Source organism: Marinobacter fuscus (assembly GCF_003007675.1).
GTDB classification, from domain to species: Bacteria; Pseudomonadota; Gammaproteobacteria; order Pseudomonadales; family Oleiphilaceae; genus Marinobacter; species Marinobacter fuscus.
The window spans coordinates 26,767-53,483 of record NZ_PXNP01000004.1; the positions used below are offsets into that span (position 1 = coordinate 26,767).

The 26,717-nt window shown below is 53.9% G+C and carries 21 protein-coding genes; 18 read left to right on the forward strand and 3 right to left on the reverse strand.

Annotation, left to right across the window (positions count from 1 at the left end):
* A complete protein-coding gene (locus C7H09_RS00155; protein WP_106760666.1) occupies window positions 1-1,029 on the reverse strand; it encodes a response regulator in 1,029 nt (342 codons plus the stop codon).
* Window positions 1,030-1,375: 346 nt separating this feature from the next.
* On the opposite strand from C7H09_RS00155, the gene C7H09_RS00160 reads away from it, so the two are divergent.
* The 3 genes from C7H09_RS00160 to C7H09_RS00170 all read left to right on the forward strand — a co-directional run bounded on the left by C7H09_RS00160 (window position 1,376) and on the right by C7H09_RS00170 (window position 4,407).
* Complete coding sequence (locus tag C7H09_RS00160) at window positions 1,376-2,251, forward strand: hypothetical protein (protein WP_106760667.1); 876 nt, start codon at window positions 1,376-1,378, stop codon at window positions 2,249-2,251.
* A 48-nt stretch (window positions 2,252-2,299) separates the two neighbouring features.
* A complete protein-coding gene (gene sbcB / locus C7H09_RS00165; protein ID WP_106760668.1) occupies window positions 2,300-3,748 on the forward strand; it encodes an exodeoxyribonuclease I in 1,449 nt (482 codons plus the stop codon).
* 320 nt (window positions 3,749-4,068) lie between these two features.
* Complete coding sequence (locus tag C7H09_RS00170; protein WP_106760669.1) at window positions 4,069-4,407, forward strand: endonuclease domain-containing protein; 339 nt, start codon at window positions 4,069-4,071, stop codon at window positions 4,405-4,407.
* A gap of 375 nt (window positions 4,408-4,782) precedes the next feature.
* Here C7H09_RS00170 and C7H09_RS00175 read toward each other — a convergent pair whose 3' ends face one another.
* A complete protein-coding gene (locus C7H09_RS00175) occupies window positions 4,783-6,786 on the reverse strand; it encodes a tetratricopeptide repeat protein (RefSeq protein ID WP_106760670.1) in 2,004 nt (667 codons plus the stop codon).
* 183 nt (window positions 6,787-6,969) lie between these two features.
* On the opposite strand from C7H09_RS00175, the gene C7H09_RS00180 reads away from it, so the two are divergent.
* The 8 genes from C7H09_RS00180 (at window position 6,970) to rfbC (ending at window position 15,257) form a co-directional block, all read left to right on the forward strand.
* Window positions 6,970-8,367, forward strand: a complete 1,398-nt coding sequence (locus tag C7H09_RS00180) for a plasmid pRiA4b ORF-3 family protein (RefSeq protein WP_106760671.1) — start codon at window positions 6,970-6,972, stop codon at window positions 8,365-8,367.
* 238 nt (window positions 8,368-8,605) lie between these two features.
* Window positions 8,606-9,895 (forward strand): IS1380 family transposase, encoded by a 1,290-nt coding sequence (locus C7H09_RS00185; RefSeq protein ID WP_106760672.1) that lies wholly within the window; start codon window positions 8,606-8,608, stop codon window positions 9,893-9,895.
* Window positions 9,896-10,187: 292 nt separating this feature from the next.
* Entirely contained in the window at window positions 10,188-11,126 is a 939-nt protein-coding gene (locus C7H09_RS00190; RefSeq protein WP_106760673.1) for an Ssp4 family T6SS effector, read from the forward strand.
* 2 nt (window positions 11,127-11,128) lie between these two features.
* On the forward strand, window positions 11,129-11,608 hold the full coding sequence (locus C7H09_RS00195) for a hypothetical protein (RefSeq protein WP_106760674.1): 480 nt from the start codon (window positions 11,129-11,131) through the stop codon (window positions 11,606-11,608).
* Between the two features lie 224 nt (window positions 11,609-11,832).
* Window positions 11,833-12,912 (forward strand): dTDP-glucose 4,6-dehydratase, encoded by a 1,080-nt coding sequence (rfbB, locus tag C7H09_RS00200; protein ID WP_106760675.1) that lies wholly within the window; start codon window positions 11,833-11,835, stop codon window positions 12,910-12,912.
* Window positions 12,912-13,823 (forward strand): dTDP-4-dehydrorhamnose reductase, encoded by a 912-nt coding sequence (rfbD, locus tag C7H09_RS00205; protein WP_106760676.1) that lies wholly within the window; start codon window positions 12,912-12,914, stop codon window positions 13,821-13,823. The genes rfbB and rfbD overlap by 1 nt, the downstream gene beginning before the upstream one ends.
* Complete coding sequence (gene rfbA, locus C7H09_RS00210; protein WP_106760677.1) at window positions 13,820-14,689, forward strand: glucose-1-phosphate thymidylyltransferase RfbA; 870 nt, start codon at window positions 13,820-13,822, stop codon at window positions 14,687-14,689. The genes rfbD and rfbA overlap by 4 nt, the downstream gene beginning before the upstream one ends.
* A 13-nt stretch (window positions 14,690-14,702) precedes the next feature.
* Window positions 14,703-15,257 (forward strand): dTDP-4-dehydrorhamnose 3,5-epimerase, encoded by a 555-nt coding sequence (gene rfbC / locus C7H09_RS00215; protein ID WP_106760678.1) that lies wholly within the window; start codon window positions 14,703-14,705, stop codon window positions 15,255-15,257.
* Between the two features lie 42 nt (window positions 15,258-15,299).
* Here rfbC and C7H09_RS00220 read toward each other — a convergent pair whose 3' ends face one another.
* The gene (locus tag C7H09_RS00220; RefSeq protein WP_106760679.1) at window positions 15,300-16,790 is read right to left on the reverse strand and encodes a flagellin N-terminal helical domain-containing protein; all 1,491 of its coding nucleotides are present in this window, start codon (window positions 16,788-16,790) and stop codon (window positions 15,300-15,302) included.
* Between the two features lie 292 nt (window positions 16,791-17,082).
* Between C7H09_RS00220 and C7H09_RS00225 the strand changes: the two genes are divergently transcribed.
* The 7 genes from C7H09_RS00225 (at window position 17,083) to C7H09_RS00255 (ending at window position 26,670) form a co-directional block, all read left to right on the forward strand.
* Window positions 17,083-18,249, forward strand: coding sequence for a DegT/DnrJ/EryC1/StrS family aminotransferase (locus C7H09_RS00225; RefSeq protein ID WP_165794757.1), 1,167 nt, complete (start codon window positions 17,083-17,085; stop codon window positions 18,247-18,249).
* Window positions 18,246-18,965: a WbqC family protein gene (locus C7H09_RS00230; RefSeq protein WP_106760680.1), complete on the forward strand. Its 720-nt coding sequence runs from the start codon at window positions 18,246-18,248 to the stop codon at window positions 18,963-18,965. The genes C7H09_RS00225 and C7H09_RS00230 overlap by 4 nt, the downstream gene beginning before the upstream one ends.
* A gap of 9 nt (window positions 18,966-18,974) precedes the next feature.
* Window positions 18,975-19,667, forward strand: a complete 693-nt coding sequence (locus tag C7H09_RS00235; protein WP_106760681.1) for a class I SAM-dependent methyltransferase — start codon at window positions 18,975-18,977, stop codon at window positions 19,665-19,667.
* Window positions 19,667-20,809, forward strand: a complete 1,143-nt coding sequence (locus C7H09_RS00240; protein ID WP_106760682.1) for a DegT/DnrJ/EryC1/StrS family aminotransferase — start codon at window positions 19,667-19,669, stop codon at window positions 20,807-20,809. Before C7H09_RS00235 ends, C7H09_RS00240 begins: the two co-directional genes overlap by 1 nt.
* A complete protein-coding gene (locus C7H09_RS00245; RefSeq protein ID WP_106760683.1) occupies window positions 20,802-21,443 on the forward strand; it encodes a DegT/DnrJ/EryC1/StrS family aminotransferase in 642 nt (213 codons plus the stop codon). The genes C7H09_RS00240 and C7H09_RS00245 overlap by 8 nt, the downstream gene beginning before the upstream one ends.
* A gap of 45 nt (window positions 21,444-21,488) precedes the next feature.
* Window positions 21,489-25,037: a glycosyltransferase gene (locus tag C7H09_RS00250; protein WP_240616460.1), complete on the forward strand. Its 3,549-nt coding sequence runs from the start codon at window positions 21,489-21,491 to the stop codon at window positions 25,035-25,037.
* A gap of 151 nt (window positions 25,038-25,188) precedes the next feature.
* A complete protein-coding gene (locus tag C7H09_RS00255) occupies window positions 25,189-26,670 on the forward strand; it encodes a flagellin N-terminal helical domain-containing protein (protein WP_106760685.1) in 1,482 nt (493 codons plus the stop codon).
* The last annotated feature ends 47 nt before the right edge of the window (window positions 26,671-26,717 follow it).

A 26,717-nucleotide genomic window follows, 5' to 3' on the forward strand; every position in this document is an offset into this window, starting at 1 on the left:
TCAGTCCACCAGGTACGCCAGACGTTTTTCAAGAAAGGGAACCGAATCTTCGGTTAGCAGAATGAGCATGTTGCATTCGATATCGCTGTTCTCGATACAGTAACTGATTTCAATGCACAGCAGTTGTTCTTCCCGGGTGCTGTGGTGTTCCAGCAATTCGTTGATCGGGCGATGCTGGCCGAGAACGGTTGGGTGGCCAAGGCCGAGTTTCAGGTCCAGCTGGTCGCCAATGCCGTTCATGAAGGCACCGAACAGAATGCTGGACATGTCCATCAGGACTTCCACGTTGACCTGTTCACCGTCCACTTCATCGTAGTGCAGCAGTTCGGCCATTTCCCGGAAGCTGGCGTCTTCGAACAACAGCAAGGCTTCGCCCGACATGCCGGCACCGGTAAAGCCCTGGCACACGGCCGAGTAGTTTTCCGAACGATCTGCGGCCGAGATGGCCATATAAAGCTCTGAGTGGGCAATCACCGCGACTTTCGGAATGGACTGCTGCACAAAGACTTTGAGCAATCTTGCCAGCAGGTCGGAGGCACGGCCCATGGCAACGTTGGCAATCTCCTGCAGATAGTCACTCAGATTGACCGGAATGTTCGGCGCGGGCGCCAACCGGTTGTGCAGTTTGCTGTCCTCGCGGGCCAGGTGTTCAAGGTCGCCGGGGCGATAGAAACCGTATTCTTCGAGTAACTGGGAAACCAGGGCTGTTTCCGTGGGCTTGCGGATGAAATCAATGGCCCCGAGTTTTTGAACCCGCTCCCGTGCTTCCGGCTGGATATCACCGGAGACGACAACGGTTAAAACTTTCAGGTCTTCGGCCCGAATGCACTCGAGCACCTGGTAGCCGTCCATCTCTGGCATGTTCAGATCCAGAAACAACAACTCGGCCCGTTGCTCCCTGAGGATGGCCAATGCCTCTTTGCCGTTGTTGGCAAACAGAACTTCATCGGCAAGGCCGGGTGGGAGAGCTCTGGCCATTTGTTTTCGGGCCAGGGAAGAGTCGTCGCAGATGAGGATTCTGGTGGTCATGGTGTGCCGTACATCAGGCTCTTGGAAAGAAGTGATAGTGTATCAGAAATGGTTTTTGTGTCCATTTCGGCTACTTATTTTTGGCTGTTGAGATCCGGTTTCTCTGTTACGGAAGTATAGCGATATATGGAGAGGGCAACCTGACCATGGGATGACGTGTTGGTAATGCCCGAATGTGAAATGCCTCACTCAATGTACGAGGGCAGTTCGGATATAGTGCGGTTGTGGTCAAAAAGAAACAGATTGTTACAAACAATAACAGATGGCCTGCTGGCAGACTCCAGGTGTTCGCCGGATTGAAGTCGGGTATCTGGTTGGCTCACGACAACAATAAGAGATGCACGCTATGACAACGCCTGCGTACGGATGCGCTCTGCTTGCCGCATTTTCACTGGCCGTTACACCGCTGTCCCGGGCTGAGCTGACGCCCGTTTCTGATAATGCGCTGGGGCAGGTGACGGGGCAGGGCTTCATGAATATCGAAAATATTGCCGGGCAGAACCATGAGTTCACGCGCATGACGCTGACCATGGATGTCGAGACCCGGCTGAACATTGACAATGTCGAGCTTGGCCAGTTGAACGGCGGCAGCGACTTTTCAGCCACCCATGTCGCCCTCGGGCATATTGCCCGGGCGGATGGTGAAACCTTCAATGGCCAGACCTACAGCGCCGGTGATGCCATTCCTTTTGAGGCCCACAAGCCCTACATCGAACTTGCCAACGATGCCACCGGCCTGGCGGGGTTCCGGATGGGGTTCGCCCAGGCGCGCGGTTCCATGTCGTCCAATACCAGTAGTTTCAGCGGCAACATCGGGCTGAAACTCAAGGATTCGACCGGTGCCGTACAGGATGCGGTGCTTTACGATGCATCCTCTAATGCCACCAACTATCGGGCGACCCACATCGGTGTAGCAGGCGCCGACTGCACTACCGGCACCGGCTGTGCGCCGCTTAATCGCCTGCAGTCTATTACCGTGGGCGAAGACAACGGCAGCACAGACGGCACCATTGGCTTCACCGATGGTTTCTTTGTCGGGTTCCAGCGGGACGATTCCGTGACCTGGCAGACTCTGGACGGCGCAAACAGCATCGCCGTGGGGAAGGGTGTCTATATCAACCTGCCAACCAATATGACAGTCGATATGAGCCAGCTAACCGGGCCCAACGGCGTCGAGCGCCTGCGTACGCATCAGGTGGATATGGGGACGAAGCTGTTTTGATTTTGGTAGACTCCAGTCTCTTCAAAGAGCGATAGCAGGAGTCTTCCTTTGATCCGTTCCTTTTACTGGCACGACTACGAAACCTTTGGGGTAGACCCGGTACACGACCGGCCTTCCCAGTTTGCCGGTGTTCGCACCGATGCCGACCTGAATGTGATTGAGGATCCACTGGTTATCTACTGCAAACCGGCAGACGATTACCTGCCCGCGCCCGAAGCCTGCCTGATTACCGGCATCACCCCGCAAAAAGCCTTGGAAGACGGCTACCCGGAAGCGGAGTTTATCGCCCAGATCAATGAAGCCTTCAGCCAGCCCGGTACCTGTGCGGTGGGCTACAACAGCCTGCGCTTTGATGATGAAGTTACCCGCCACACCCTGTACCGAAACCTGCGCGACCCTTACGCCCGGGAATGGCAGAACGGCAACTCCCGCTGGGATATCATCGACATGGTGCGCCTGACCTACGCGCTGCGCCCGGACGGCATCAACTGGCCGAAAAAAGAAGACGGCAGCCCCAGCTTTCGTCTGGAAGAGCTGACGGTGGCCAACGGCATTGCCCACGAGGCCGCCCACGACGCCATGTCGGATGTGCTGGCCACCATTGCCGTGGCTAAACTGATCAAGGAAAAGCAGCCGAAGCTGTTCGACTTTGTGCTGAACAACAAAGACAAACACTCCGCCCGGCAGATGCTGGATACCGCCACCATGAAGCCTGTGTTTCATGTTTCTGCCAAGTATTCGTCTGCGCGGGGGTGCTGTGCCCTGGTGGCACCCATCGCTGACAGCCTGAGCAATAAAAATCAGGTAATCGTGTATGACCTGCGGGAAGACCCCGAAGAGCTGATTAATGCATCGGTGGAGCAAATCCGCGAGCGGGTGTTTACTTCTCAGGCGGAGTTGGGGGAGGGGGTAAAACGCTTCCCCTTGAAAGGCGTTCAGCTGAACAAGTGCCCAATACTGGTGCCCGCCAACATGCTGTCGACGCTCACCCCGGAACGGCTGGCGGAATTGGAACTGGATGGCGATGTGCTGCGCGTGAATCTCGCCAAACTCCGTAAAGCCCCGGATTTGCCTGCCCGAATTGCCGAGGCTTTCGAGCAGGATTTTCAGGGCAGCGACCTGACCGACCCGGATGAACAGCTATACGCAGGCGGCTTCATCAGCAAAACCGACCGGGAGAAACTCAACTGGCTGCTGACCCAACCGGTGGAGACCCTGGGCGAACAGGAAGTGCGCTTTGAAGACCCCCGCCTGCCCGAAATGCTCTTCCGCTACCGCGCCCGCAACTACCCGAATACCCTGAGCGGCGAAGACATGGAACGCTGGGAACAGTTCCGAACCGAACGCCTGATGCAACCGAAAAAAGGCTGGCGCTCGCTGGAAGCCTACGGCCTGGAACTGCAGCGACTGGCCGCCGATCCGGAACTGACGCCGAAAAGACAGCAGATACTGGAAGATTTGCATTTGTATGGGGAGTCGTTGATTCCTTATATGTAGGGGGAGGGGGCTTTGGGGTGTGATGGATTGCTTGCCCCGCCTCCCTCTCCCCCGGCCCCTCTCCCGCGAGGGGAGAGGGGAGCTAAACCCGCAAACCGATGCAGTAAGCCCCTCTCCCCCGGAGGGAGAGGGGGAGGCGCCCCCTCCAACCTCGCAGGCTACATAAGTAAAGCTCCTCTCCCCCGGAGGTAGAGGGGTTGGGGAGAGGGGGAGGCAACCCTCCCAACCTCGCAGGCTACAAAAGTAAAGCCCCTCTCCCCTGGAGGGAGAGGGGTTGGGGAGAGGGGGGAGAGAGTACACACCACCAGCCAGGGAAGGCAATGAACCAGACAAACTTCGCCAAACAACTCCGCAAAAACATGACGGAGGCGGAAAAGCGCCTCTGGTTCCACTTACGCGCCTACCGCCTGAACGGAAAACGCTTTCGCAGGCAGCAACCACTTGGCCCCTACATCGTCGACTTTATACATTTCGGTTCCAAAATCATCGTTGAAGCGGATGGCAGCCAGCACCATCAATCCGAAACCGACCAGGTGCGGGATGAGTGGTTGCGCTCCCGTGGCTACAAGGTTCTGAGATTCTGGAATCACGATATTTTAAAGCAGTTGGATGTGGTGCTTTCAGTGATATATGAGGCGGTTGAAGAGGGTGGCGAGTGAAGGTGGTAGCGAAGACTTTCCCCCTCTCCCCCGGCCCCTCTCCCGCGAGGGGAGAGGGGAGCTAATCCCGCAAACCGGTGCAGTAAAGCCCTCTCCCCCGGAGGGAGAGGGGTTGGGGAGAGGGGGAGGCAATCCTCCAACCTTGCAGGCTACATCAGTAAAGCCCCTCTCCCCTGGAGGGAGAGGGGTTGGGGAGAGGGGGAGGTAATCCTCCAACCTCGCAGGCTACATCAGTAAAGCCCCTCTCCCCTGGAGGGAGAGGGGTTGGGGAGAGGGGGAGGCAATCCTCCAACCTCGCAGGCTACATCAGTAAAGCCCCTCTCCCCCGGAGGGAGAGGGGTTGGGGAGAGGGGGAGAGGTGGATAAAACAAACACTCACCGCCGCCGCTGAAAGTAAACACTCAAGCTCTGCCCCATTAAACTCTGTACTTCACTCCCCAACGCTTCTGCCTGAATTTGCTTCTGAACCGGGGCGGTAGCCAGGCTGTGGCCGTCTTCATCTCTGGCTTTTACCAATTTCCATTCCACTTCATTGCTTACCAGCCCCAGCAGTTCCCGCAGTTGCCGGTCATCCTGCGGGCGGAACCAGCGGTCTCGGCAGCCGCCAAGGCTGTAGAAGTTTTCATCCTGAAGCAGCTCGGCCCAGATGCCATCCTGGGGGTTGGCCAGCACCATACGTCGAAGTTGTCGCAGCGACGTTTGTGTGGGGGATAGTTGATGCTCTGCCACCAGGCGGCGGATTTGCCGGTCACCTTTGGTTTGCTCCGCCATACTGGTGTGCATGTGCACAATCGCACCACGGGCGGTTGCGGCATTAACCAGCGCGCCGAGCGAAAGTTCGGTCATGGCGGGTGAGGGCAGGCGGCCCACTTCCACCCAATTCACCTGATGGCCATCGGCCACAAACCGCTGGGCGATCGACCAGGGCCAAAACACCACGTTGTCCATGTTCAGACGCTGCGCCATGCGGGTGCCTTTGGCGATGTTGGCCAGGGATTCGTCTACCGCAATCACTTCCACATCATCCAGATACTGGGCCAGTTCGAGGGCGCGCTGGCCAGACTGGGCGCCGCAGACCAGAACCCGTAGGGTGTCGGGCAGTTGTTCTGTCTGCAAGCCGAGTTCCTGTGCCATCACCGCTTTCAGGCTGGTTTCGGTGCGATACGCCAACTGGCTCCACGCAGGCCAGGCCTGGGGCACGTCGGTTTTAGCCAGGCAGAGCTCTTCGGCTTTCTCATCGAAGTTCTGTTTGATGGCTTCTTCTTCGGCCCGGTGGTAATAGCTGGCGGCCATCATCGGCTGCATGGCCAGCGGCCAGTCCACCAGGTTCCATTGGCCAAGCTGAACGGCGAAACTCTGGTGGAACAGGGCGCCGTACATGGCGCTGATCATCAGCGAACCGATGAGTGCGTCCTGAGGCTCTCCCAGTGAAAACTGCGCTACGATGCTGTCGTTGATCGTGGCGGCAAGGCGTTCTTCGTCATCTTCGGCGGCCAGGGCGTAACCGGTTCTGTCGGCGTATTCGGCCAGGGCCAGGCACAGTGGCTGCAGTTCATCCCGCAGGCTGGCGGTTTGCGCCACTTCCGCCATCACTGCCCGGCGAAGCAGTGCGACCAGTTCTTCAACGGCCGCGTTTGGCATCAGCGTTTTGCGAAGGGCCAGTAACAGTAGTTCGTCTTCGGCGGCCGCATCCAGCACCACTTCCGCGTTGGTGTTGTCCAGATCGTACTGCTGCTGAATCACGGCGCCCACAAACCGGCCGATTTCCTGATGCGGTAGGCCGTCTTTGGCGAGCAGGGCAATGGCGTCTTCGGCCAGACTCCTGTCCGCCCTGTGTACCTGAAGGCGCTGGGCGCAGGTGAGCATTCCGGAATACACGGAATCCCAGCGGGAACCGGTTTGCAGTAGTTTTCGGTAATGCAGGTAGGCGACATCGAACTGACCCTGCAGGCGTTTGGCGTGGGCGATGCCGCAAAAAGCGGCGGCGGATTGCCGGTCGTGCTCCAGCGCCTGTAGGAAGTACTGTTCTGCCAGGGCGGGGCGCTCGCTTTTCAGGGCCCAGTAACCCAGGTTCGAATACTGCTGCGTCTGCCCCGGCTGGCTGGTGAGGCTGGCATTGAACAACACGTGCGCTTTATCAAGCTGGCCATCATCCATCTCCACCCGGCCCAGCAACCCCAGCGCGGCTGCGTTATCGGCCTCCAAAGCCAGCGCCTGTTGCAGAATCTCCCGGCATTCCTTGCGGGCTTTCAGCCGCTGCACATAAGACAGCCCATTGCTATTGGACTCGCCGTACGCCAGATTCGCCTGCAAAACCAGCCGAGCAGCCTGCGCCTTAAGCGAGCGGGAAAGGTGGGCGTTTTGATGTTGTGTTTGCATGTAGCACCTCGTAACCAGCCAATATCCGAAGCGGCAAAGGTCTGCAGTGTTCTGACGGTTTGCCGGGGTTTGGCAGAGATACTGCGAAAGCTGTGCCAGTTTACCTTGGGGTCAGACCCCAGTACATTTGGCGGGGTGAAATGTACCGGGGTCTGACCCCAAAATCCGAGTTGAGTGGTTTGTATGCAGAACAACCTTGTTTACCAGGTAAAGATAACGCTTTCAGGCATCAAGCCGCCGGTTTGGCGGCGGGTGCTGGTGTCTGCGGACACGACGCTTCAGGACTTGCACCGGATAATTCAGGTAGCTATGGGCTGGCGGGCGTCGCATCTGCATTTGTTTCAGGTGATGGACGGCACATTGATTGGCGATCTCGCAGAAGACGAAGACGGCATGCTGGGGTTTCTGGATGAATCGGCAGTGTCTTTGTCTGGAGTGCTTGTGCGGGAAGGCCAGTCGATCCGGTATGAGTATGATTTCGGTGACAGTTGGGAGCACCAGATCACGCTGGAAAAAATTCTCCCGGCCAGCGGGCAGAGTGCCCCACTGCCGCATTGTACAAAAGCCGTGCGCCAGTGCCCGCCGGAAGATGTGGGCGGGGTGCCTGGTTATTTTGAGTTTCTGGAGGCGATGCATAATCCGGCTCACCCGGAGCATGAGGATGCCCGCGAGTGGTGGGGTGGTGTGTTTGACCCGGAATTTGTGGATCTTGAAGAGATCAATCACCTGCTGGCTGAGCGGGACAGCTTGTTTGACGACGCCGGACTTGGCGGCTTGCCGCCAGCGGATTTTCTCGGGCTGAACCCGAACCAGATGCATGAACTGCTGCAAAGCCCGCTGAACTGCCCCTCCGTATTTCAGCCGTTGGCGGATGCCAGTGTGCTTGAAGCAGAGCTGGATTCTGCGCCGATCGTGCGAATGGCCCGCGTACTGGTGGATGCGTTGGGTGACAAGGGCATTCGCCTGACCGGCAAAGGCAATCTGCCGCTGAAACAGGTAATGGCCATGATTGAAGCAGCAGGCGCTGAGATTGTGGTGCCGTTTCTCGGGTACGGCTCCGTGCGTTCTGAAGAACAGATTCTGGGCGTGCAGCTCACTCGCGTGCTATTGGAGCTTGCCGGCTACACCCGTAAGGAAAAAGGCCGGTTGCTACTCAAAAAGACAGCGGCAAAGCGCCTGCAATCCAAGGGCTGGCCAGTGTTCTACCAGGCCTTGCTGACAACAGCCTTTAAAGAGCTCAACTGGGCCTGGATGGACAGCTACGACGGGGTGGAAGATGCTCAAATCGTTGGCCCCTTCTTCTTATGGCTGCTGGCGGAAAAGGGCGGCGACTGGTTGCCGGTTGAAGACTACCTGGACGACATGCTGGCAGCCTTCCCAATGCTGCCGCTTTCTGCGCACCCCAAATCCTATGCAAGCGAAGAACAGCAGGCGCGGTGGGTGCTGGATTCGCGGGTGGTTCGGCTGTTCCGCTTGCTGGGTTTACTGGAGCTGAGCCCGGAGCAAACGCGCATGCGGGATGAAGAACCGCAGCAGCTTCGGCGAACGGCACTGTTTGAGCGGCTGTTTGCCAAGGCCTGAGTTGGGGGCAAGCCTGAACTGGGGTCAGGCCCCGGTACATTTGATGAAGTGAAATGTCTTGGGGTCAGACCCCGAATTAGAAATGTCTTGGGGTCAGACCCCGAATTACACCAGGCTGACGGGGCCGGGGTAGCGGCCTAACCCGGATTTCTCATGAGGGGATAAAAGAAAGCGGCTGAAAGTGCTATAGTTTCAGGGCCTTACACCGTTCACCAAGCACCAACAGCCGCTATCCGAAATGGTACCTGAAAAACTGACCTTCTCGCCACTCTCTCGCCGCCAAATTGAAGCCGATTTCTCCGGTGGCCACATCACCTCCGATGCCGGATTGCTCCTGCTTCGCGAAGTCGACAAACAACACCAGCTCACTCAGCGCCTGGCTACGGTGCTGGACGATGCCCGTAATCCCGCGCTGGTTCGCCACAAGCTTCAAACCATGGTCCGGCAGCGGGTCTTTGGCGTGGCTGCCGGGTACGAAGACCTCAACGATCACGAGGCGCTACGCGCTGATCAGGCACTTCAGACCGCAACCGGCGAAGAGGCCATTCTGGCGGGCAAATCGACCTTGTGCCGGATGGAACAGCGCGTGGACCGGCAGGCGGTGGTCAAAGCCCACGAACTGCTGTGGCATCACTTCATTGAACAGCACGAGACTCCACCCAAGGAAATTGTGCTGGATTTTGATGGCACCGACGTTCCGGTGCATGGCGACCAGCCCGGCAAGTTCTTTAACGCCTACTACGATCACCATTGTTACTTCCCGCTGTACGTGTTCTGCGGCCGTCACCTGTTGGTGAGCTACCTGCGCACCAGCAACCGAAGCGACAGCCGCCACAGCTGGGCCATTCTGGCCCTGCTGGTGAAGTTCATCCGGCAGTACTGGCCGGATACCCGCATCGTGTTCCGGGGTGACAGCGGCTTTTACCGTCCCCGATTGCTGAGCTGGTGCGACCGGAACAACGTGGATTACCTTGTGGGCATCAGCAAAAACAGCCGGCTGCTCAAGGAGGTGGACGTGCCCTCGATGCTGGTTCGCAGGGCTCACGGGGAGTTGGGAGAAAAAGTCTCTGCCACCTACCGGTTCCAGTACCAGGCCCACACCTGGAAATACCCCCGCTGGGTGATCGCGCGTCTGGAGGAAGGCGAACTCGGTGCCAACCCCAGGTTCAGTTACGACGACGGCGTTAAACTCTACTACGAGCAATACTGTGCCCGGGGTGACATGGAAAACCGGATCAAGGATCAGCAGTTGTGTCTGTTCGCAGATCGCACCTCCAGCACGCGGTGGTGGACCAATCAGTGGCGGTTGCTCTTATCGAGCTTTGCCTACACGTTGTTCGAGCGATTACGGGCCCACTTGAAGAAGACGCCCTTCGAGAGAATGAGCGCCGGTAACCTGCGGCTGAAACTGATCAAGGTGGGCGCGGTCATCATTCGTAACACTCGGCGCATACGGGTGTTGATGAGCGATGCCTATCCTTACAAAGACGAACTCTCTGACCTGGTACGTCAACTGGTTCCGGGATAGAAGCCCGGGCTCCCCCGGCCCGACGCAATGGGGGAAAGGGGGTCGTGTGTCCGGACAACAGAAATTGATCAGTTATTAATCAATCTCGGCCGCAAATGAGCGGTAATGGCGGTAACCTGGACACTCTGCGAGACTTGCCGGGGACCTATGAGAAATCCGGGCTAAGTGTTCGTCGGCTGTTAGTAGAAGGAATCCCTTAGGCAGCTGCTCACTTCTTCTCAAAGTCTGGAGCTTGTTTTTACTGAAAGGTTAAGTCTACAATTTTGCTTGTCGCAGATATGTGGCGGCTTACATGGATGAACAGTTAGACGCTGAGGATGGTGCAATGGAAGCTACGCTCTTACCTTTTCAGAATGCTTTCGCTCAGAAGCAGCTTAAAGCTCGCCTCGCTTACACTCTTGACCAAGAGAAGCTTTTCAAAGCAATCGACAGTGATCCCGCGCTGATCGGTGCTGGTGTGGTGTTTGTGGATGAATGGGGGACGTCAGTCACCCTGCGGGATTTTGAGTATATTTGTCGCTTTAAACCCGTTCGTGTCGTACTGCGTGAGCCGCCCGCTCGGTTGACTGCAGCCGATTACATAACAGAGGTCAAGAACAGCCCGCGAGAAAGCCGAATTGTCTCTGAGGCGGTAGGAGCTGCTGTTTCCTGTGGTGCCGCTGTGATTGGTTGGTTTGTGGTGTTTACTTCAAGTGCTGCCATACCGTTCAGTGGCGGTGGGTCGGCTGTGTTTTCTGTTATGGCGTATGGGGCAGCAACCGCGAGTTCGCTTCAATGTGGAAACAGTCTGTTCCGGACGCGAAATGAGGTGAATGCGCGAGATCTGAATGACGAACTAGATAGCGAGGAGTGGTATCAAAACGTAACACTGGCTCTTGATGTGATTTCTCTTGGAGGGGCGTCAGCAGCCGGTTTGATGACTGTAAGAGGTGTGAAACTGCTAACGGCGCAAGGCATAACTACTCGTAATGCGCTCATGGGATTGAATCGGCAGCAGCGTCGGAATTTGTCACGTGAGATTGCCCGATCCAATGCCCCAGGTATTTCCAATAAAACGTTAAAAGCGATGGAGCGTGCTGGCAAGATCGAACGACGTTTTTCGAATGCTGCTATTAGAGCAACCACACTACGTCAGATCAAAGATTCCGTTGGCGCAGGTTTAAGCTTCTCGGGAAGTGCTGCTAGTGGCTTTTTGCGCACACTGGCCGTGGCTGTTATTTCTGAGGAGTAGTCATGGATAGAAATACCAAAACACCCTCCGACAAAGCTATGCCTGAATACCAGATGTTCCCTGTCGGGGTATGGCACATGCTTGCAGCTGTCATGTTAATGGTGTTTTGTATAGCAATTTCCCTAATGTCTATTTCTGAGCTTGTGTCCGGCTGGTTGAGTGAGCGGGCTCTAATATATTTAGAGTTCGCACTCTTGGCTGTAATGATGTTCGTACTAGCGACCCCGACATTTCTCTTGTCCAGAGGTTGGACTTTATGTCACGGGTTTCTGGTCTGGCACAACCGCTTTTATATGTTGTTGCTAGCGGTTGCCTCCGGCATATTGTTTGTCGATGGCCATACCGGAATGGCGCTGACAGGCCTCATTGGATTAAGTTTGGCCGTGTTTGCTAGCCTTATGTACTGTTCTAAGCGTTATCTCGAAGGGGTTGATTACTATCGCCTGATTTGGGCGCACCACCGCTCGAACAAGCATCAGTGATAGCCGGCTTATCGAAGGTTGAGCGGCTGTTTGCCAAAAGCCGGAGCTGGGGTCAGGCCCCGGTACATTTGATGGGGTGAATTGTCTTGGGGTCTGACCCCAAATTCCCGAATTTCGGAATAGGTGGCCCTTGGCGTTCCTGGTGGTTGTGCTTCGATGTATAAGATTTATTTCGCGTTTTGTTTATACTCGAGGCTCATCATCAAGCATAGATCGGGACTTTAATGGCGGGAACCACTCACAGGACAATACTGGTAACAGGTGGAGCGGGGTTTATAGGTTCAGCAGTCGCCCGCTATATTGTTGAGCACACCAATGACTACGTTGTGGTGTTGGATAAACTTACCTATTGCGGAAACCTCGACAACCTGTCCGCTCTCCGAGGGCATTGCCGGTTTGCTTTCGAGCGAGGCGATATCTGCAACCGTGATCAGCTCGACCGGGTGTTTGAGCGATATCAGCCGAGTGCGGTGCTGCACCTTGCGGCGGAAAGTCATGTTGATCGTTCCATTCAGGGGCCAGCAGTCTTTATCGAGACCAACATCGTCGGTACCTATACTCTGTTAGAGGCGGCACGGAAGTACTGGGCTGGCCTTTCAGCGGGCGAAGGAAGGTGTTTCAGATTTCATCATGTGAGCACCGACGAGGTATTTGGTGATCTCGCGGATATGTCTTCAGCAGCAACTGCGTTTACTGAAACAACCCCCTATGCCCCGAGTAGCCCCTACAGTGCCAGCAAAGCAAGCTCGGATCACCTGGTGAGAGCCTGGAGCCGCACTTACGGTTTGCCGGTGCTGATGACCAACTGTTCCAACAACTACGGGCCATTCCAGTTCCCTGAGAAAATAATCCCGCTGATGATTACCCGGGCGTTGGCCGGAGAGCCTTTGCCAGTTTACGGCGACGGTCGCCAGATTCGGGACTGGCTTTACGTTGAGGATCATGCGGAAGCACTCTATCAGGTTTTGACACAGGCTGAGGTGGGGCAGGTCTACAACATTGGAGGGAACGCTGAAATGCGCAATGTTGACCTGGTTCATGCTCTCTGTGAGGTCCTAGAGGGCGTTGTTCGAGGCAAGCCATCAGGTGTTCAACGTTTTCTGGATCTTGTTACGTTTGTTCAAGACCGGCCAGGTCACGATCTGCACTATGCCATCGATGCCAGCAAAATACGTCGGGAGCTGGGCTGGGTGCCGCGAGAGACATTCGAGAGTGGGCTGCGAAAAACGGTTCACTGGTATCTGGAAAATCAGGCATGGTGCGAGCGAGTTAAAAACGGCAGCTATCGCTTGGAGGATCACTGATGCGCATTCTCCTGCTTGGCGGCGATGGCCAGGTTGGCTGGGAACTCAGGCGGTCGCTGTCCATTCTTGGCGATGTTGTTGCGCTTGCGCGGAAACCCGGTAAGACGGGTGATTTGCAGAACCTGGACGGCCTCAGGAAGGCTGTCCGGGATCTGTGTCCGGATGTGATTGTAAATGCAGCAGCCTACACCAATGTGGCTGGCGCAGAACATGAGCGGGATGCTGCCTTCATGGTGAACGCGCTTGCGCCAGAGGTCATGGCTCGGGAGGCGGCACGATGTGGAGCGTTGTTGGTCCACTTCTCATCAGACTATGTGTACAACGGTAAGTCTCTGTCTCCCTATACAGAGGATGTGACTCCGTCGCCTTTAAACGTGTACGGCGAGAGTAAGCTTGCTGGTGATCGCTTTGTTATCGAGAGCGGCTGTGATTACCTGATCTTCCGCACCAGCTGGGTGTATTCCGCCCGCAGAAACAACTTCCTGACAACCATGGTAAAGCTTTTATACCAGCGGGATCAGTTGAACGTTGTCGCAGACCAGTTCGGTGCGCCTACCTCTGCTGAGCTGATCGCGGATGTGACGGCAAATGCCCTGACACAAGCATTGAAAAATCGAAACCTGCTAGGGTTGTACCACCTGACAGCTAAAGGGAGTACATCCTGGTATGACTATGCTGTATTCATCGCAGACGTGTTAAGGGCCAGGCAAAAGGACACCGTTGTCGAAACTGCCAGCATCATCCCGGTTACGGCAGAGGAGTATGATGCTGGTGTTGTCCGCCCCCGGAATTCATGCCTGAAGACGTCCCGGCTGGAGCAAGCGTTTGGGCTAAGCATGCCGGAGTGGGAGGCAGGTGTTTCCAGGGTTGTGGATGAATGGATGGACTGTGAGATACGGAGCCGAAAATGAAGGGCATCATTCTGGCAGGTGGTTCGGGTACACGCCTTTATCCAATAACCCAAGGTGTTTCCAAGCAGCTCCTTCCCGTTTACGACAAGCCGATGATTTACTATCCACTTTCGGTTCTGATGCTGGCCGGTATCAGGGAAGTTCTTGTTATCACGACACCTGAGGATTGTCCGACCTTCCGCAGATTGCTTGGTGACGGTAGTCAGTTTGGTATTGAAATTGATTATGCGGTTCAGCCAAAGCCCGAAGGGATAGCTCAGGCGTTTATTATTGGTGCGCCGTTTGTCGGGGCCGACAGCGTTTGTCTGGTGTTGGGCGATAACATCTATTACGGCCAGGGGCTAAGCCAGAAGCTCCAGCACGCCGCATCTCAACAAAGCGGGGCTACGATTTTCGGGTACCAGGTGAAGGATCCGGAGAGGTTTGGGGTGGTCGAGTTCGACGAGGGTGGTCGTGCAGTGTCTATCGAAGAGAAACCGGAAGTTCCGAAATCTGATTATGCGGTGACAGGCTTGTATTTTTACGACAACGATGTCATGTCGATCGCGAAGACAATTTCACCCTCGGCCAGGGGCGAGCTGGAAATTACGACTGTGAATCAGGCGTATCTTCAGGCTGGCAAGCTGAATGTTGAGCTGCTGGGGAGGGGCTTTGCCTGGCTGGATACAGGTACTTTTGACTCTTTGTATGAGGCTTCGGGGTTTATTGAAACTCTCGAGAAGCGTCAGGGTTTGAAAATTGCCTGTCTTGAGGAAGTGGCGTTCCGGATGGGATATATCGATCGGCAGCAGTTGCTGGCCCAGGCTGAGAAATTAGACAAAAACAGTTACGGTGCTTACCTGAGAAAACTGGCCATGCAAACATGAAACCCGGGAAATCATGGATATTATTGAAACCGCTATACCCGATGTGAAAGTTTTGATCCCGCAGGTGTTTGGAGACAGCCGGGGCTACTTTAAAGAAACCTGGAACCAGAAAACGCTGGAAGACTGGGGTTTGCGCCTTTCCTTTGTGCAGGACAACTTTAGTCGATCCTGCAGAAACACACTGCGAGGACTGCATTATCAATGCGAGCGTCCTCAAGGGAAGCTGGTGTGGGTGAGCCGCGGTGAGGTGTTCGATGTTGCCGTTGATATCAGGCCCGGTTCATCAACCTTCGGATGCTGGGTAGGCGAGGTTCTCTCGGAGGCAAATCACAAGATGATGTGGATTCCCCCGGGGTTCGCCCATGGTTTTCTGGTTCGAAGTGACCACGCGGACTTTCAGTACAAGTGTACGGATTTTTATGCGCCGGAGTACGAACGCTGCATACGATGGAATGATGAGACTCTGGCCATAGACTGGGGTGTCGAGCGGCCTCGGGACATGATCATTTCAGAGAAAGATTTAAAAGGGTTGTCGTTTTCGGACCTTTTTTTAGACGTGTCGCAGTAGATCACGAAGTTCACCTCGTGATCTACTGCGCTGCGCGACTAATTAGCCTTGCAAGAGCTGCAGTACCTGCTGCGGCCGGGCGTTAGCCTGGGCCAGTACCGAGAGGCCAGCCTGCTGTAATACCTGGGTTCTGGCCAGGTTGGCAGACTCCGCGGCAAAATCGGCATCCTGTATGCGTGAACGGGCAGCAGACAGGTTTTCCGCTGTGGTGCTCAGGTTGGCGATAGTTGATTCCAACCTGTTTTGCACGGCACCCAGATCTGCCCTGATGCTGTTGATTGTTTCCAGTGCGGAGTCGAGCACTCGCATGGCGCTGCTTGCGCCTTCGAAATCGCTTATATCGATGTCCGCCAGTTTTTCGGCGCTGGAGCCGTACGCCGTTGTCGCCGCGAACAAACCTGTGGGTCCGGCTACGTCACTGGAAACAGCGAAGCTTGAGGCCGAATCAAATGTGACTTCGCCGGCAATTCGGGCACTGTCAGTAGTGGCACCACTAGTGAGCGTTGCCGTATCTCCGGAAGAGCTCTCTAGTACAACGGTTCCTCCGCCATTGTTTGTGAACTCTTCAATAACAATGTCTTTACCGCTCTCCTGAATGAGCTTCATTTTACCGCCATCGACTTCGGCCGTTATGCCGGTTTTGCCGCTGCTGGCGTTAATTTCGCGGGCAAGAGCTTCGATGTCTGTTGTGTCGGAGATCTGTGCGGATACCGTTGCTTCGTTACCATCGCCAGTAGAAAGCTTCATGGTAACGGTGCCGCTCGCCAAAAGTGGTCCAAAGTCTACAGAGGTTCTGGCAGAGGCTGACACTCCTGTGGTTTCTGCTTTTTTGTTGACTTCAGCGGCGATGGATTCGGCTGTTGCCCCAGAGGCGGTAATCGCAACCGTTTGCTCATCCAGTGAGCTCGATATTGTCAGATTCTGAGGGTCGAGATTGTTCTCGGCAGGAGCAGTGCCTGATGCTGTTGATACCGCTATTGAGCCTGTTCCTGTACCGCTGGCGGTTGTTCCAAGTGTATTGTTGGCAAGGGAGTCAATTCTTGTTCCCGTGATTGAAACAGAGATGGTCTGGTTTTCGTTTGCCCCAGCCTGGAATTTCTGAGCCTGGAAGGTGCCGTCCAGCAGCCTCAGGCCGTTAAACTCGGTTGTTGTTGCAATTCGCTCAAGCTCTTGTTTTAACTGGTTTACCTCGGCTTGCAGGGCTTTTCGGTCGGACGCCGAGTTGGTGGCGTTCGCTGCCTGCACCGCCAGTTCCCGCATGCGTTGAACGATGTTTCCCGATTCGCCCAGCGCACCTTCAGCAACCTGAGCCAGCGAGACTCCGTCGTTGGCATTTCGAACGGCTTGATTGAGCCCGCGAACCTGAGAGGTAAAGCGCTCAGCGATCGCCAGGCCTGCAGCGTCATCTTTGGCCGAGTTGATTCGGAGGCCGGAAGAAAGGCGCTGAAGGGTGGTGTCGGCATCCCGTTGTGACGCGTTCAGGTTCCGCTGCGCATTCAATGAAGCGATATTGGTGTTGATGATCTGAGGCATGTCTATTCTCCCTGCTCAGCTTCGCCGGTGAATGGTTCATTTGATGCGTTGACGGTGAACCCTTGCCGGCCACAATTCGTTTATTTGCCGTTTTCGCGATATAAGCGAGGCGCATGCCAGAGCGTGAAAAATACATATGAAACAGTTTGTTGAAAATCAGATTCGTTGCTCGATACAAACATGCACTCCACTCTGTCAATAAAATGGCCTGTCGAGGGGAACAGAATTGCCGCTAACGAACTCTGGAAACTCAGTGGAGCGCAGCTTTGGTTTATTGCTAGGATTGAAGTAGATGAACAATAACGACTTTTTGAGGGTTCCCGCTGTGTCTGATGACCTGATCACTGTTACCCGGCCCAGCCTTCCTGATTTGGAAAAGCTGCAGCCTCTGCTTGAGGGCATCTGGAAGAGTGGGCGGTTGACCAATGGCGGGCCGCTTCATGAGACGCTGGAGGCTGGCTTGTGCGAATACCTCGGGGTTGAGCACCTTTCTCTTTTTACCAATGGTACGATTGCCTTGGTAACCGCTTTGCAAGCCATGCGCGTTACCGGGGAGGTGATTACCACGCCCTATACCTTCGCGGCGACGCCCCATGCTTTGTTATGGAACAAGCTCAAGCCTGTTTTCGTGGATATCGAGCCGGATAGCTTTAACCTCGACGCCTCAAAAATTGAAGCCGCGATCACCCCGGAGACCACAGCCATACTCCCTGTACATTGCTATGGGACTCCTGCAAATATTGATGAAATCCAGCGAATCGCCGATCTGTACGGGTTGCACGTTATATATGATGCGGCCCATGCGTTTGCAGTCAGATACCGGGGCCGGAGCCTCCTGGAGGCAGGTGATATTTCCGTGCTCAGCTTTCACGCCACCAAGGTGTTTAACACCTTCGAGGGTGGGGCGCTGATACTCAAGGACAAGAAAACGAAGCAGCGGGTCGATTACCTGAAGAACTTCGGTTTTGCCAACGAGACCACGGTGGTCGCCCCGGGTATCAACGGCAAGATGAACGAGTTCCAGGCAGCGTTGGGCTTGTTACAGCTTGAGAAAATTGATTCCGACATTCGGGCCCGGCAGAGTGTGTACCGGAAATATCGTGAGGAACTCATGGGTATTGAAGGCCTGCAACTGATGGAAGAGCCGGTCGACACTGAGTGGAATTACTCCTATTGTCCGGTTCTGGTAAATGAGAGATTCCCACTGTCCAGGGATGACCTTTATTCCGAATTCCGAAAGCAGGGGATTCTGGTACGCCGCTATTTCTATCCACTGGTCTCCGATTTTCCAATGTACTTTGACCCTTCGGCGGTGTTCGAAAATGCCGCAGATACCGCCCAGCGAATTCTTTGTCTGCCAATCTATAGCGACCTCAATGATGAGGATTTTGGCCGAATCATGAGCTGTCTTCGTGAAGCCGCCAATGGCCATCATGGGGCCTCAGGAAGCGGGCAATGAAACTGGCGGTTATGCAGCCCTATTTCTTTCCGTATCCGGGCTATTTTCAGCTGATGGCTCACGCGGACACCTGGGTTGTGTTTGATCATTGCCAGTTTGTGAACAAGGGGTGGGTCAATCGCAATCGTGTTTTGCACCCCAATCCGGAGAAAGGGTGGCAGTACATCACCGTACCCCTGAGCAAAAGGGGGCGTTTCGATTTCATTGATGACATTGAGATTGACGACAGCAGTGACTGGCGTAAAAGCCTCACAGGTAAGCTGGTTCACTATCGTCGTGCGCCGAACTTTCGGAAAACCATGTCGGTTTTTGAATCAGCCATCGGGACGCCCAACGCTGTCCTGTCCAGATTTCTGACCCACAGTCTCCGGGTGCTGGCTGATCATCTTGGCATCAATACAAAGATCGTGGTGTATTCTGAGCTGGACCTGGGGATCGATCAGGTCGCCCATTCCGGGGAGTGGGCGCTCAAGATCGCCAAGGCCATGGGGGCGGAGCACTACATTAACCCAATGGGGGGGCAGGCTCTGTTTGAGCCTGCGCAGTTCCGTGAGGCGGGCATTGGTCTCTCCTTTATGGAATCGATTATTCGCCCGTACGGCCAGAATGGCTACGATTATGTTCCGAACCTGTCCATCCTCGACGCCTTGATGTGGTGTGATGAGGAGACGCTGCGAGACATATTGCTGAACGACTTCACCCTACACCCAGCCTGAGTGTCAGTGATGAGTGACGATTATCTGCACAAGGAATACCCGAAACAGTTTGATCGCGACGCGTTCTGGCAACAGATCAAGCGGACGGTGAATGGCAAGCCTGTCAGTGAGCAGGATATTCAGATGATCGTGGATCAGATATCGGGGGCGCTGCGGTTTCGGCCTGGCGACGTTCTCCTCGACCTGGGATGTGGAAACGCTGCACTGGCCAGCTACCTGTTTGATTCGATATCAGAATATCATGGCGTAGATTTTTCGGAGTACCTGGTTGGTGTGGCCCGGGAGTTCTTTTCGATACCGGGCAAAACGCATTTCTATTGTGGGGATGCGGTAGAGGCGACCCTTGAGTTTCCTGAGGCTTCCCGAATTACGCAGGTGCTCGTCTACGGCGTGATCTCTTATCTTTCCGCTGACTCAGTGAGCACGCTGTTGAAGACCATCGGGAGTCAGTACGGCGCCTGTGAGCGAATCTTTATCGGCAATGTGCCGGATAAAAAGAAGGCTGCTGATTTCTTCCAGCGGCGCAATGTTGTGGATTACCGGTTGGACGACCCGCAGTCACCAATTGGGGTCTGGTGGCGCGCGGACGAGTTCGTTGTCCTGGGCGAAGCATGCGGTTTTAACGTGGACATCATGACGATGCCGAATGATTTTTACGGCGCCGGCTACCGATTCGATGTGCTTATGACGAGGCCAGTCTGATGTCTTCGACAGGCTTCCTCTCAACATCCAACCTTTACGAGCCTGAGAAAGAGCGCATTCTGAGGTATATAGATCAGTGGCTCGAAAACGGTGGGGAAAGGAGTCCGGGTTGGTTAGTGTCGTTACTTGAGAAACGTCTCTGTGAGTACCATCAGGCTGAACACTGCGTGGCCATGTCCACGGGATTCTGGTCATTGGTGGCGAGCTTGCGGTTAAGTGCCCTTGATGCTCCAGAGGTTATTATCCCGTCGTTTACCTACCGCCGGCTGGCAGATGTTGTGTTCTGGGCCGGTAAGGTTCCCCGTTTCGTGGACATTGATGAGTCCACGCTGGCAATCTCTCCCGAGTCAGTTGAGCGGGCTATTGGATCAAACACCGCAGCCATCCTTGCGGTTCATCCTATCGTGAATTGTTGCGATGTTTCGCGACTGACAGAGATTGCAGCGAAATATGCCGTGCCAATGGTCATCGATGCCGTGGAGTCCGTTCACGAAACCTGGCAGGGAAAACGCGTAGGGTCTTTTGATGTGCCCGAAGTGTTCTCGTTACACGCGAGCAAGCTGATCAATGGATTGGAGGGCGGCTACGTGTGTGTGAACGACAGTGCCTATGCAGGCAGGCTTCGTGATTTCAGATCCCGCGACAAAAGTAACGCCCGACGTCTGAAACCCGGGCACTGGCTCGCTTCGGACATGCCGGATATCCATGCTGCTTTTGCCCTTGCCGGACTGGACGAAATAGAAGAAAACGTCCGCCACAACCGCAAGATTTACCGGGCGTATCAAAGAGAGCTCAAAGGGGTTGCTGGTATCCGGCTTCTCGCGTTTGATGAGGCTCAGCAAACGTCATTCAAAAATATTGTTGTTGAGGTTCCAGGCGTGAGCGGGGAAGGGAGAGACCGCATTGTGCGGAATCTGAATCAGGCTGACGTTCTGGCCCGGGCCCACTATTCACCGCCGCTTCATATCAAAAGCCATGAGTACCCGGTTTTGTGCCCGGAGTCTCTTCCCGCAACCGAACATGCTGCCCGGGCATTGCTCAATCTACCCTGTGGCTTCAGAGTCTCTGAAGCGGATGTGACGCTTGTCGTCGCCATGATCAAGTCTCTACTATCGTATGTCCCCGGGAGTTGTGATGGCTGAATACAATGCCCGTAAAGTGGTTTCCGATATTCTGGCCAACCGCTATTTTACGAACCATGGGCCTCTTGTCCGTGCACTGGAGCAGACACTGGAAGAACACATGGGGGCCCGGCACGCGGTGTTGGTCGGAAGCCTGGAGCTGGGGCTTCTGGTGGCCCTGATTGCGTTGCGAACAAGGCAGCATTCACGCCTGGTCTATTACCCCGGGGATGACGATCCGTGCCTGGTACACGTAGGGGCATTCAGTGGTCTTTCGGTTCATCCTCTGGATACTCCCGACAGTGTTGTTCAGGACACCGATGTCCTGTTTCGGACACTCAGGGAGGAACGCGACTTGAACTGTGCAGCGGTTGGTCAGGGCCAGCAGCAGCTTGTCGTCCATTATCCGGACTGGTCAAGCGCCCGCCCGGAGCAGGGGGTTTCCGATGGCTTTCCTGAGCCAGTCCTGCTGAAGTTACCAACAAGGCACGGTGGCGCGGTATTACTGTTTAATTCTGACGAGCTCGCGGCGAGAGCCCGCAACGTTCGTAGCAGTTACGGTGTTCGTAAACAGGTACCGGTGTTTGTCACTTGCAACGGTCGGTATTCGGAGGCTCAGGCTGGAGCGGTGTTGGGATTTTTGCGCCGCCTATAATTGCTCGTTGATTGGTTTTAAGCATCAAAAATAATCGAGAGACTTATGAATCACCCCTATTATATTCTGGCGCCTGATTTCACGGCTACTTCCGCAGGAGTTCAGGTTTTGTACGAGCTCTGTATACGTCTTAACGAGATTGGTTTAGATGCATATATAGTTGGTTCGAAGGTCACAATAGATCAGCAAATAGCACCAATCATTTCAGATGATGTAATTCTGAAGCATAGAAAAGAAGGGAAGTTTCCGATTGCAGTCTATCCGGAAATAGTTTCTGGTAATCCCCTGAACGAGAATGTTTGTGTTCGTTATATGTTGAATAAAGAGGGTGTTATAAGTGGCTCAAAAATGGCTGCCTCAGAATCTGATTTATTCTTCTTCTATAGTGAGCAGTTTATGGAGGGACAATCTGATTCGGGAGAGAAGCTAAAGATTCCTGTAATTGATACGAGCATTTTTTGTCCGCCTGAAGATGACAATCGATTCCGGAAGCTTCTATATCTGAATAGGTTTCCTGTAGATAAGGTCGAATTTGAAAGTCTGCCTAGTGATATTGAAGTTTTGTCGATGAGCCAGCCCTTAAGTCATCCGGAGCTGGCAAAGAAATTCCAAGAAGCTCTAGTGATATACTCGTACGAATACTCCACTACCTGCACTATGGCAATGCTTTGTGGTTGTCCATTGGTTGTAAAAGGTTATGAGTCGGGAAATAGGTATGGTTTCACCGAACAAAGCCTCTTTGCATACGAGGGACTTGGGTTTGCTTTTTCTGATGACTCGGAGAGCCTTGATAAAGCAAGGCGTGGTCTAGTCCAATTTCGTGAGAATCGTCTAAGGCAAGACGAGGAGTCTGATCTTCAACTCAAACGATTTGTTGAAGTTACGCAAAGAGCCGCTGAGGAAAAGGCGCATGAGCAAACTAGTCCCCTAGAACATTGGATAGAGGGACGCATCCCGTCACAGGTGCAGCGCCAAATGCTCACCTCCAGGCTTGCCAGCCATTCTGCTATTTGTATCATAGTTATGGATACTCAGTCTGAAAGCAAATCATTAAGTGCTTTTGTTGAGTCTTATCTTGCTACGAAGAATTTGTTGCCGAATCTTTCGTGTTTTGTTCTTACGGATAGAACCAATACTTATCAAAGTTACGACTTCCCTGATCTCAAGATACGTTCACTTGATGAGGTAGGGAGCGCTGGCTCAGTCAAATTGGTCTTGGAAGAGTCTGATGCGAGCTGGTTTACCATCATTGATTCAGGAATTGCTATAGTCCCTCACGGGTTATTAACCTTTGCTTTGGAGCTGCAATCTGCCCCGGATACTTGCTTTTCAGTGTATGGCGACGAGCTTATAACCGGCGAGAACGGCGTTAGGGGTGCCATACTGCGCCCTGACTTCAATCTTGACATGCTCTTAAGTCACCCATCTGTGATGACAAGGCATTGGTTTTTCCGAAAGGAGGTGTTTTCACTTTTTGGTGGTTTTGACGAATCTCTGAATACAGCATTTGAGTTCGATCTTATTTTACGAATTCTTGAGCAGTCTGGCTTTGGCGCTTTTGGCCACGTGGCAGAGCCTGTGTTGTTCGTTAAAACTGAAGAGAGCTGGTTTATCGCAGAGGAGGGGCGTGAGGTTGTTCTCAATCATTTAAAGCGTAGGGGGTATCACTCCGCAGCAATATCTCAGGGTCGTGCGCCGGCTACTTATAACATCGACTATGGTCACGTCGGTTCGCCTTCTGTCTCAATTATTGTAGTTATGAAAGACCAGTTGTCTCTTCTCCAGGCTTGCGTTGAGTCTATTTTTGATAAAACCGATTACGCCAATTATGAGCTATTGATATTTGATAACGGTAGTCAAACTCCGGAGGCAAACGCTTGGCTTAATGGTCTCGAAGGTCTTGGAGTGTCCAATATTCGAGTGTTTAGAAGTGTCAAGACATTGGATAGGCACGTAGCCGTCAACCAGGTCGTCGGAGATGCGCGCGGAGAGTACCTACTGTTCTTGAGTGCGGATATCGGAATCGTTCAAAAAGATTGGCTGAATCTTCTTCTCAACCATGCTCTGCGGCCGGAGGTTGGCATTGTTGGAGCGAAGTTGTTAACGAAAGAAGGTCGAACTGAGTCAGGTGCGCTGGTAGCTGGTCTCACTGACGTTTCAGGTACCACCTTTGCCGAAAGTAATGCGAACGATGCAGGCTACATGAATCGCTTGCAGATTGATCAAAGCTGCTGCCTCGTTTCTGCGGATTGTATGGTGCTCGAAAAGGAATTGTTTGTGGGGCTCGGCGGTTTTGATGGCTCATTGCCAGATAGCTTGGCTGAGGCCGATTTTTGTTTGCGTGTTTCACAAGCCGGGCGGTTGAACATCTGGAGCCCACGAGCTTTGGTGATGAGGCTTTCAGTTTCCTCGGGGGAAGAGGTGCAGTCTGAGGAGTCCTCTGCCGGAGGTGTTCAGTATTCCCGAGCCACAGAGATTGTCTATGACCGCTGGCTTCCTCAAATGGCTCATGATCCGTCTTATAATCGTAACCTCTCTTTGTCAGGAGCGGGTTTTGAGGTTGAACAGCGAATCGATCTGAGTTGGCAGCCTCAGAAATTGTTGGATCAAAAGACAATCTTAGTTTATCCGGCGGACCAGTGGGGGTGCGGACACTACAGGATGATGCAGCCCATAGAGGCGATGAAGACCCAAGGGGTAGCCGGAGGTATGATTGCCTGGCAATGGCTGACCGTCCCCGAGATGGCAAGGTTGGAGCCTGATGCTTGTGTTTTCCAGCGGCAGATTACGGATGAAGCCGTAGCTAATATGAAGCGAGCCCGTCATATTCTGAAAAAACCGGTAGTTTATGAGCTGGATGACTATTTGCCCAACCTGCCTCTGAAAAGCGCCTATCGTAAGAATATGCCGAGGGATATTCTCAAGTCCCTGAGACGGTCTCTAAAACACGTAGATCGATTTGTAGTGTCTACTCATCCGTTAGCTGAAGCCTTTAAAGGGATTCATTCAGATATCCGCGTTGTAGAAAACCGCTTGCCGGTTGAATGGTGGGAGGGCTTGACGTCTAAGAGGTGCCAGTCAGAGAAACCGCGAGTAGGTTGGGCTGGTGGTATTGGGCATACCGGCGATCTTGAGTTGGTGGAGGCGGTTGTTCGCGATTTGGCTGACGAGATCGATTGGATTTTCTTTGGAATGTGCCCAGACGTACTTCGCCCCTACGTTAAAGAAGTGCATGAAGGAGTTGATATCACTCTCTATTCGCAGAAGCTAGCCTCAATGAATCTTGATCTTGCGATTGCCCCGCTCGAAGACAACCTTTTCAATAGATGTAAAAGTAATCTCAGGTTGTTGGAATATGGCGCGTGCGGCTTCCCGGTCGTTTGTAGTGACGTGGAGCCTTACCGCGAGCATGATCTCCCTGTTACCAGAGTCAAGAACCGTTACAAAGACTGGGTGGATGCGATCAGAATGCATTTGAGTGATCCGAGAGCTTCAGTCCGGCAAGGTGATGATCTTAAAAAGGTGGTATGCAGAGATTGGATGCTGGAAGGGGAAAATCTGCAGCAATGGTTAGATGTTTGGACAAAATTTTAAAGCTCTTACATTTTTTTACAAAAGGGGCAGAATTTTTCCTAAAGAGAGCCGGATGAGTGCCGTTAAGTGGAGTAACAGGGCGGCGCTCCAAACTTGAATCGGGCGCCTGACCGTTTCAAGAGAAAACGACATCCGTCGAAGGAGAAGCATTATGGCTCTCGGTATTAACACCAACGTTGCCTCATTGTCCGCTCAGAACCAGCTGAACAAGTCTCAGAACCAATCTAACCAGGCTCTGGAGCGTTTGTCCTCAGGTCTGCGCATCAACTCTGCCAAAGATGACGCGGCTGGTCTGGCGATTTCCAACCGCTTCGAAGCTCAGATCCGTGGTTTGAACCAGGCAACCCGCAATGCCAACGACGGCATCTCTCTGGCGCAGACGGCTGAGGGTGCTCTTGGCGAATCAAGTAATATATTGCAGCGGGTTCGTGAACTGGCCGTCCAGTCTGCAAACGCCTCGAACTCCTCATCTGACCGGCAGGCGCTGCAAGACGAAGTAAACCAGCTGGTATCTGAGCTTGATCGAATTGCAACCACCACTAACTTTAACGGACAGAAGTTGTTCGACGGAACATTTGGTAACGCCCAGTTCCAGGTTGGTGCGAACGCGAATGAAACCATTAGTGCCTCAACATCAAATCTGAGAACGAACAGTTACGGTAATAACCAGGTCATTGCGCAAGGTGCGGATATCGTAGTTCAGGGCGCCGCGGATAATAATAATGTTACTGGCGGTACGCTGACAGTTAATGGTTCGGTTGGGTCGAAAGATATTACCGTAGCAGCTTCAGGCACGGCTCAGGATATAGCGGGTCAGATTAATGATGTGGCTGGCGAAACGGGCGTTTCTGCAACGGCCAAGACCGAGCTATCTCTGGGCTTTAGCGCAGCTGGAAGTTATTCACTCTCTTTGAAGGGTGAGAATGATACGGCCCAAGAGATTTCATTTACGCTGAGCGCGACAGAAGGTAAAGACGCCCTATCCAGCGCCGTTGCGGCGATCAATGATCAGTCTGCAAAAACGGGTATTACGGCTGAAGTGTCTGATGATGGTAAAAGCGTCGTTTTGGCAAACTCTACGGGTGTCGATATCCGTGTTGGTAACACCAACACTGTGAGTGACGGCGATGTGACAATCGATAAGAATTACCGTGACGATGCGGGTGAGCTACAAACAACTGGGACCCAGCGGACTTTGGCAACGAGTGCGGGAAATACCGAAGGTGTGAGTGTCAGCGGTTACTTGCAGCTTGATTCTGATAAATCGTTCTCAGTCGAATCTGCTTCATCGGCGGTTACGGCCACTGCTTCCGAGATGAGAAAGCTGTCTGAAATTGATATCACCTCGTTTGAGAGTGCGACACAGGCTTTGCAAACGATTGATGCGTCTCTTAACAACCTGAACTCCCAGCGCGCCAAGTTCGGTGCAATCCAGAGCCGCTTCGAAAGCACCATCTCCAACCTGGAGTCCACCAGCACTAACCTGAGCGCCGCTCAGAGCCGGATTCTGGACGCGGATTTCGCGTCTGAGACAGCCAAGCTGTCCAAGGCCCAGGTGCTGCAGCAGGCCGGTATCTCCGTCCTGGCTCAGGCGAACGCCCGTCCTCAGCAGGTTCTGTCTCTGCTGCAGTAAGGGCTTGGCGGTAATGGCCGGAACCTTCGGGTTCCGGCTTTACGCCG

Excerpts from the sequence above, each read along its gene's own strand:
- C7H09_RS00155 (WP_106760666.1), bottom strand. The coding sequence starts at position 1,029 with ATGACCACCAGAATCCTCATCTGCGACGACTCTTCCCTGGCCCGAAAA.
- C7H09_RS00160 (WP_106760667.1), top strand. The coding sequence starts at position 1,376 with ATGACAACGCCTGCGTACGGATGCGCTCTGCTTGCCGCATTTTCACTG.
- C7H09_RS00170 (WP_106760669.1), top strand. The coding sequence starts at position 4,069 with ATGAACCAGACAAACTTCGCCAAACAACTCCGCAAAAACATGACGGAG.
- C7H09_RS00175 (WP_106760670.1), bottom strand. The coding sequence starts at position 6,786 with ATGCAAACACAACATCAAAACGCCCACCTTTCCCGCTCGCTTAAGGCG.
- C7H09_RS00180 (WP_106760671.1), top strand. The coding sequence starts at position 6,970 with ATGCAGAACAACCTTGTTTACCAGGTAAAGATAACGCTTTCAGGCATC.
- C7H09_RS00185 (WP_106760672.1), top strand. The coding sequence starts at position 8,606 with ATGGTACCTGAAAAACTGACCTTCTCGCCACTCTCTCGCCGCCAAATT.
- C7H09_RS00190 (WP_106760673.1), top strand. The coding sequence starts at position 10,188 with ATGGATGAACAGTTAGACGCTGAGGATGGTGCAATGGAAGCTACGCTC.
- C7H09_RS00195 (WP_106760674.1), top strand. The coding sequence starts at position 11,129 with ATGGATAGAAATACCAAAACACCCTCCGACAAAGCTATGCCTGAATAC.
- rfbB (WP_106760675.1), top strand. The coding sequence starts at position 11,833 with ATGGCGGGAACCACTCACAGGACAATACTGGTAACAGGTGGAGCGGGG.
- rfbD (WP_106760676.1), top strand. The coding sequence starts at position 12,912 with ATGCGCATTCTCCTGCTTGGCGGCGATGGCCAGGTTGGCTGGGAACTC.
- rfbA (WP_106760677.1), top strand. The coding sequence starts at position 13,820 with ATGAAGGGCATCATTCTGGCAGGTGGTTCGGGTACACGCCTTTATCCA.
- rfbC (WP_106760678.1), top strand. The coding sequence starts at position 14,703 with ATGGATATTATTGAAACCGCTATACCCGATGTGAAAGTTTTGATCCCG.
- C7H09_RS00220 (WP_106760679.1), bottom strand. The coding sequence starts at position 16,790 with ATGCCTCAGATCATCAACACCAATATCGCTTCATTGAATGCGCAGCGG.
- C7H09_RS00225 (WP_165794757.1), top strand. The coding sequence starts at position 17,083 with ATGAACAATAACGACTTTTTGAGGGTTCCCGCTGTGTCTGATGACCTG.
- C7H09_RS00230 (WP_106760680.1), top strand. The coding sequence starts at position 18,246 with ATGAAACTGGCGGTTATGCAGCCCTATTTCTTTCCGTATCCGGGCTAT.
- C7H09_RS00235 (WP_106760681.1), top strand. The coding sequence starts at position 18,975 with ATGAGTGACGATTATCTGCACAAGGAATACCCGAAACAGTTTGATCGC.
- C7H09_RS00240 (WP_106760682.1), top strand. The coding sequence starts at position 19,667 with ATGTCTTCGACAGGCTTCCTCTCAACATCCAACCTTTACGAGCCTGAG.
- C7H09_RS00245 (WP_106760683.1), top strand. The coding sequence starts at position 20,802 with ATGGCTGAATACAATGCCCGTAAAGTGGTTTCCGATATTCTGGCCAAC.
- C7H09_RS00250 (WP_240616460.1), top strand. The coding sequence starts at position 21,489 with ATGAATCACCCCTATTATATTCTGGCGCCTGATTTCACGGCTACTTCC.
- C7H09_RS00255 (WP_106760685.1), top strand. The coding sequence starts at position 25,189 with ATGGCTCTCGGTATTAACACCAACGTTGCCTCATTGTCCGCTCAGAAC.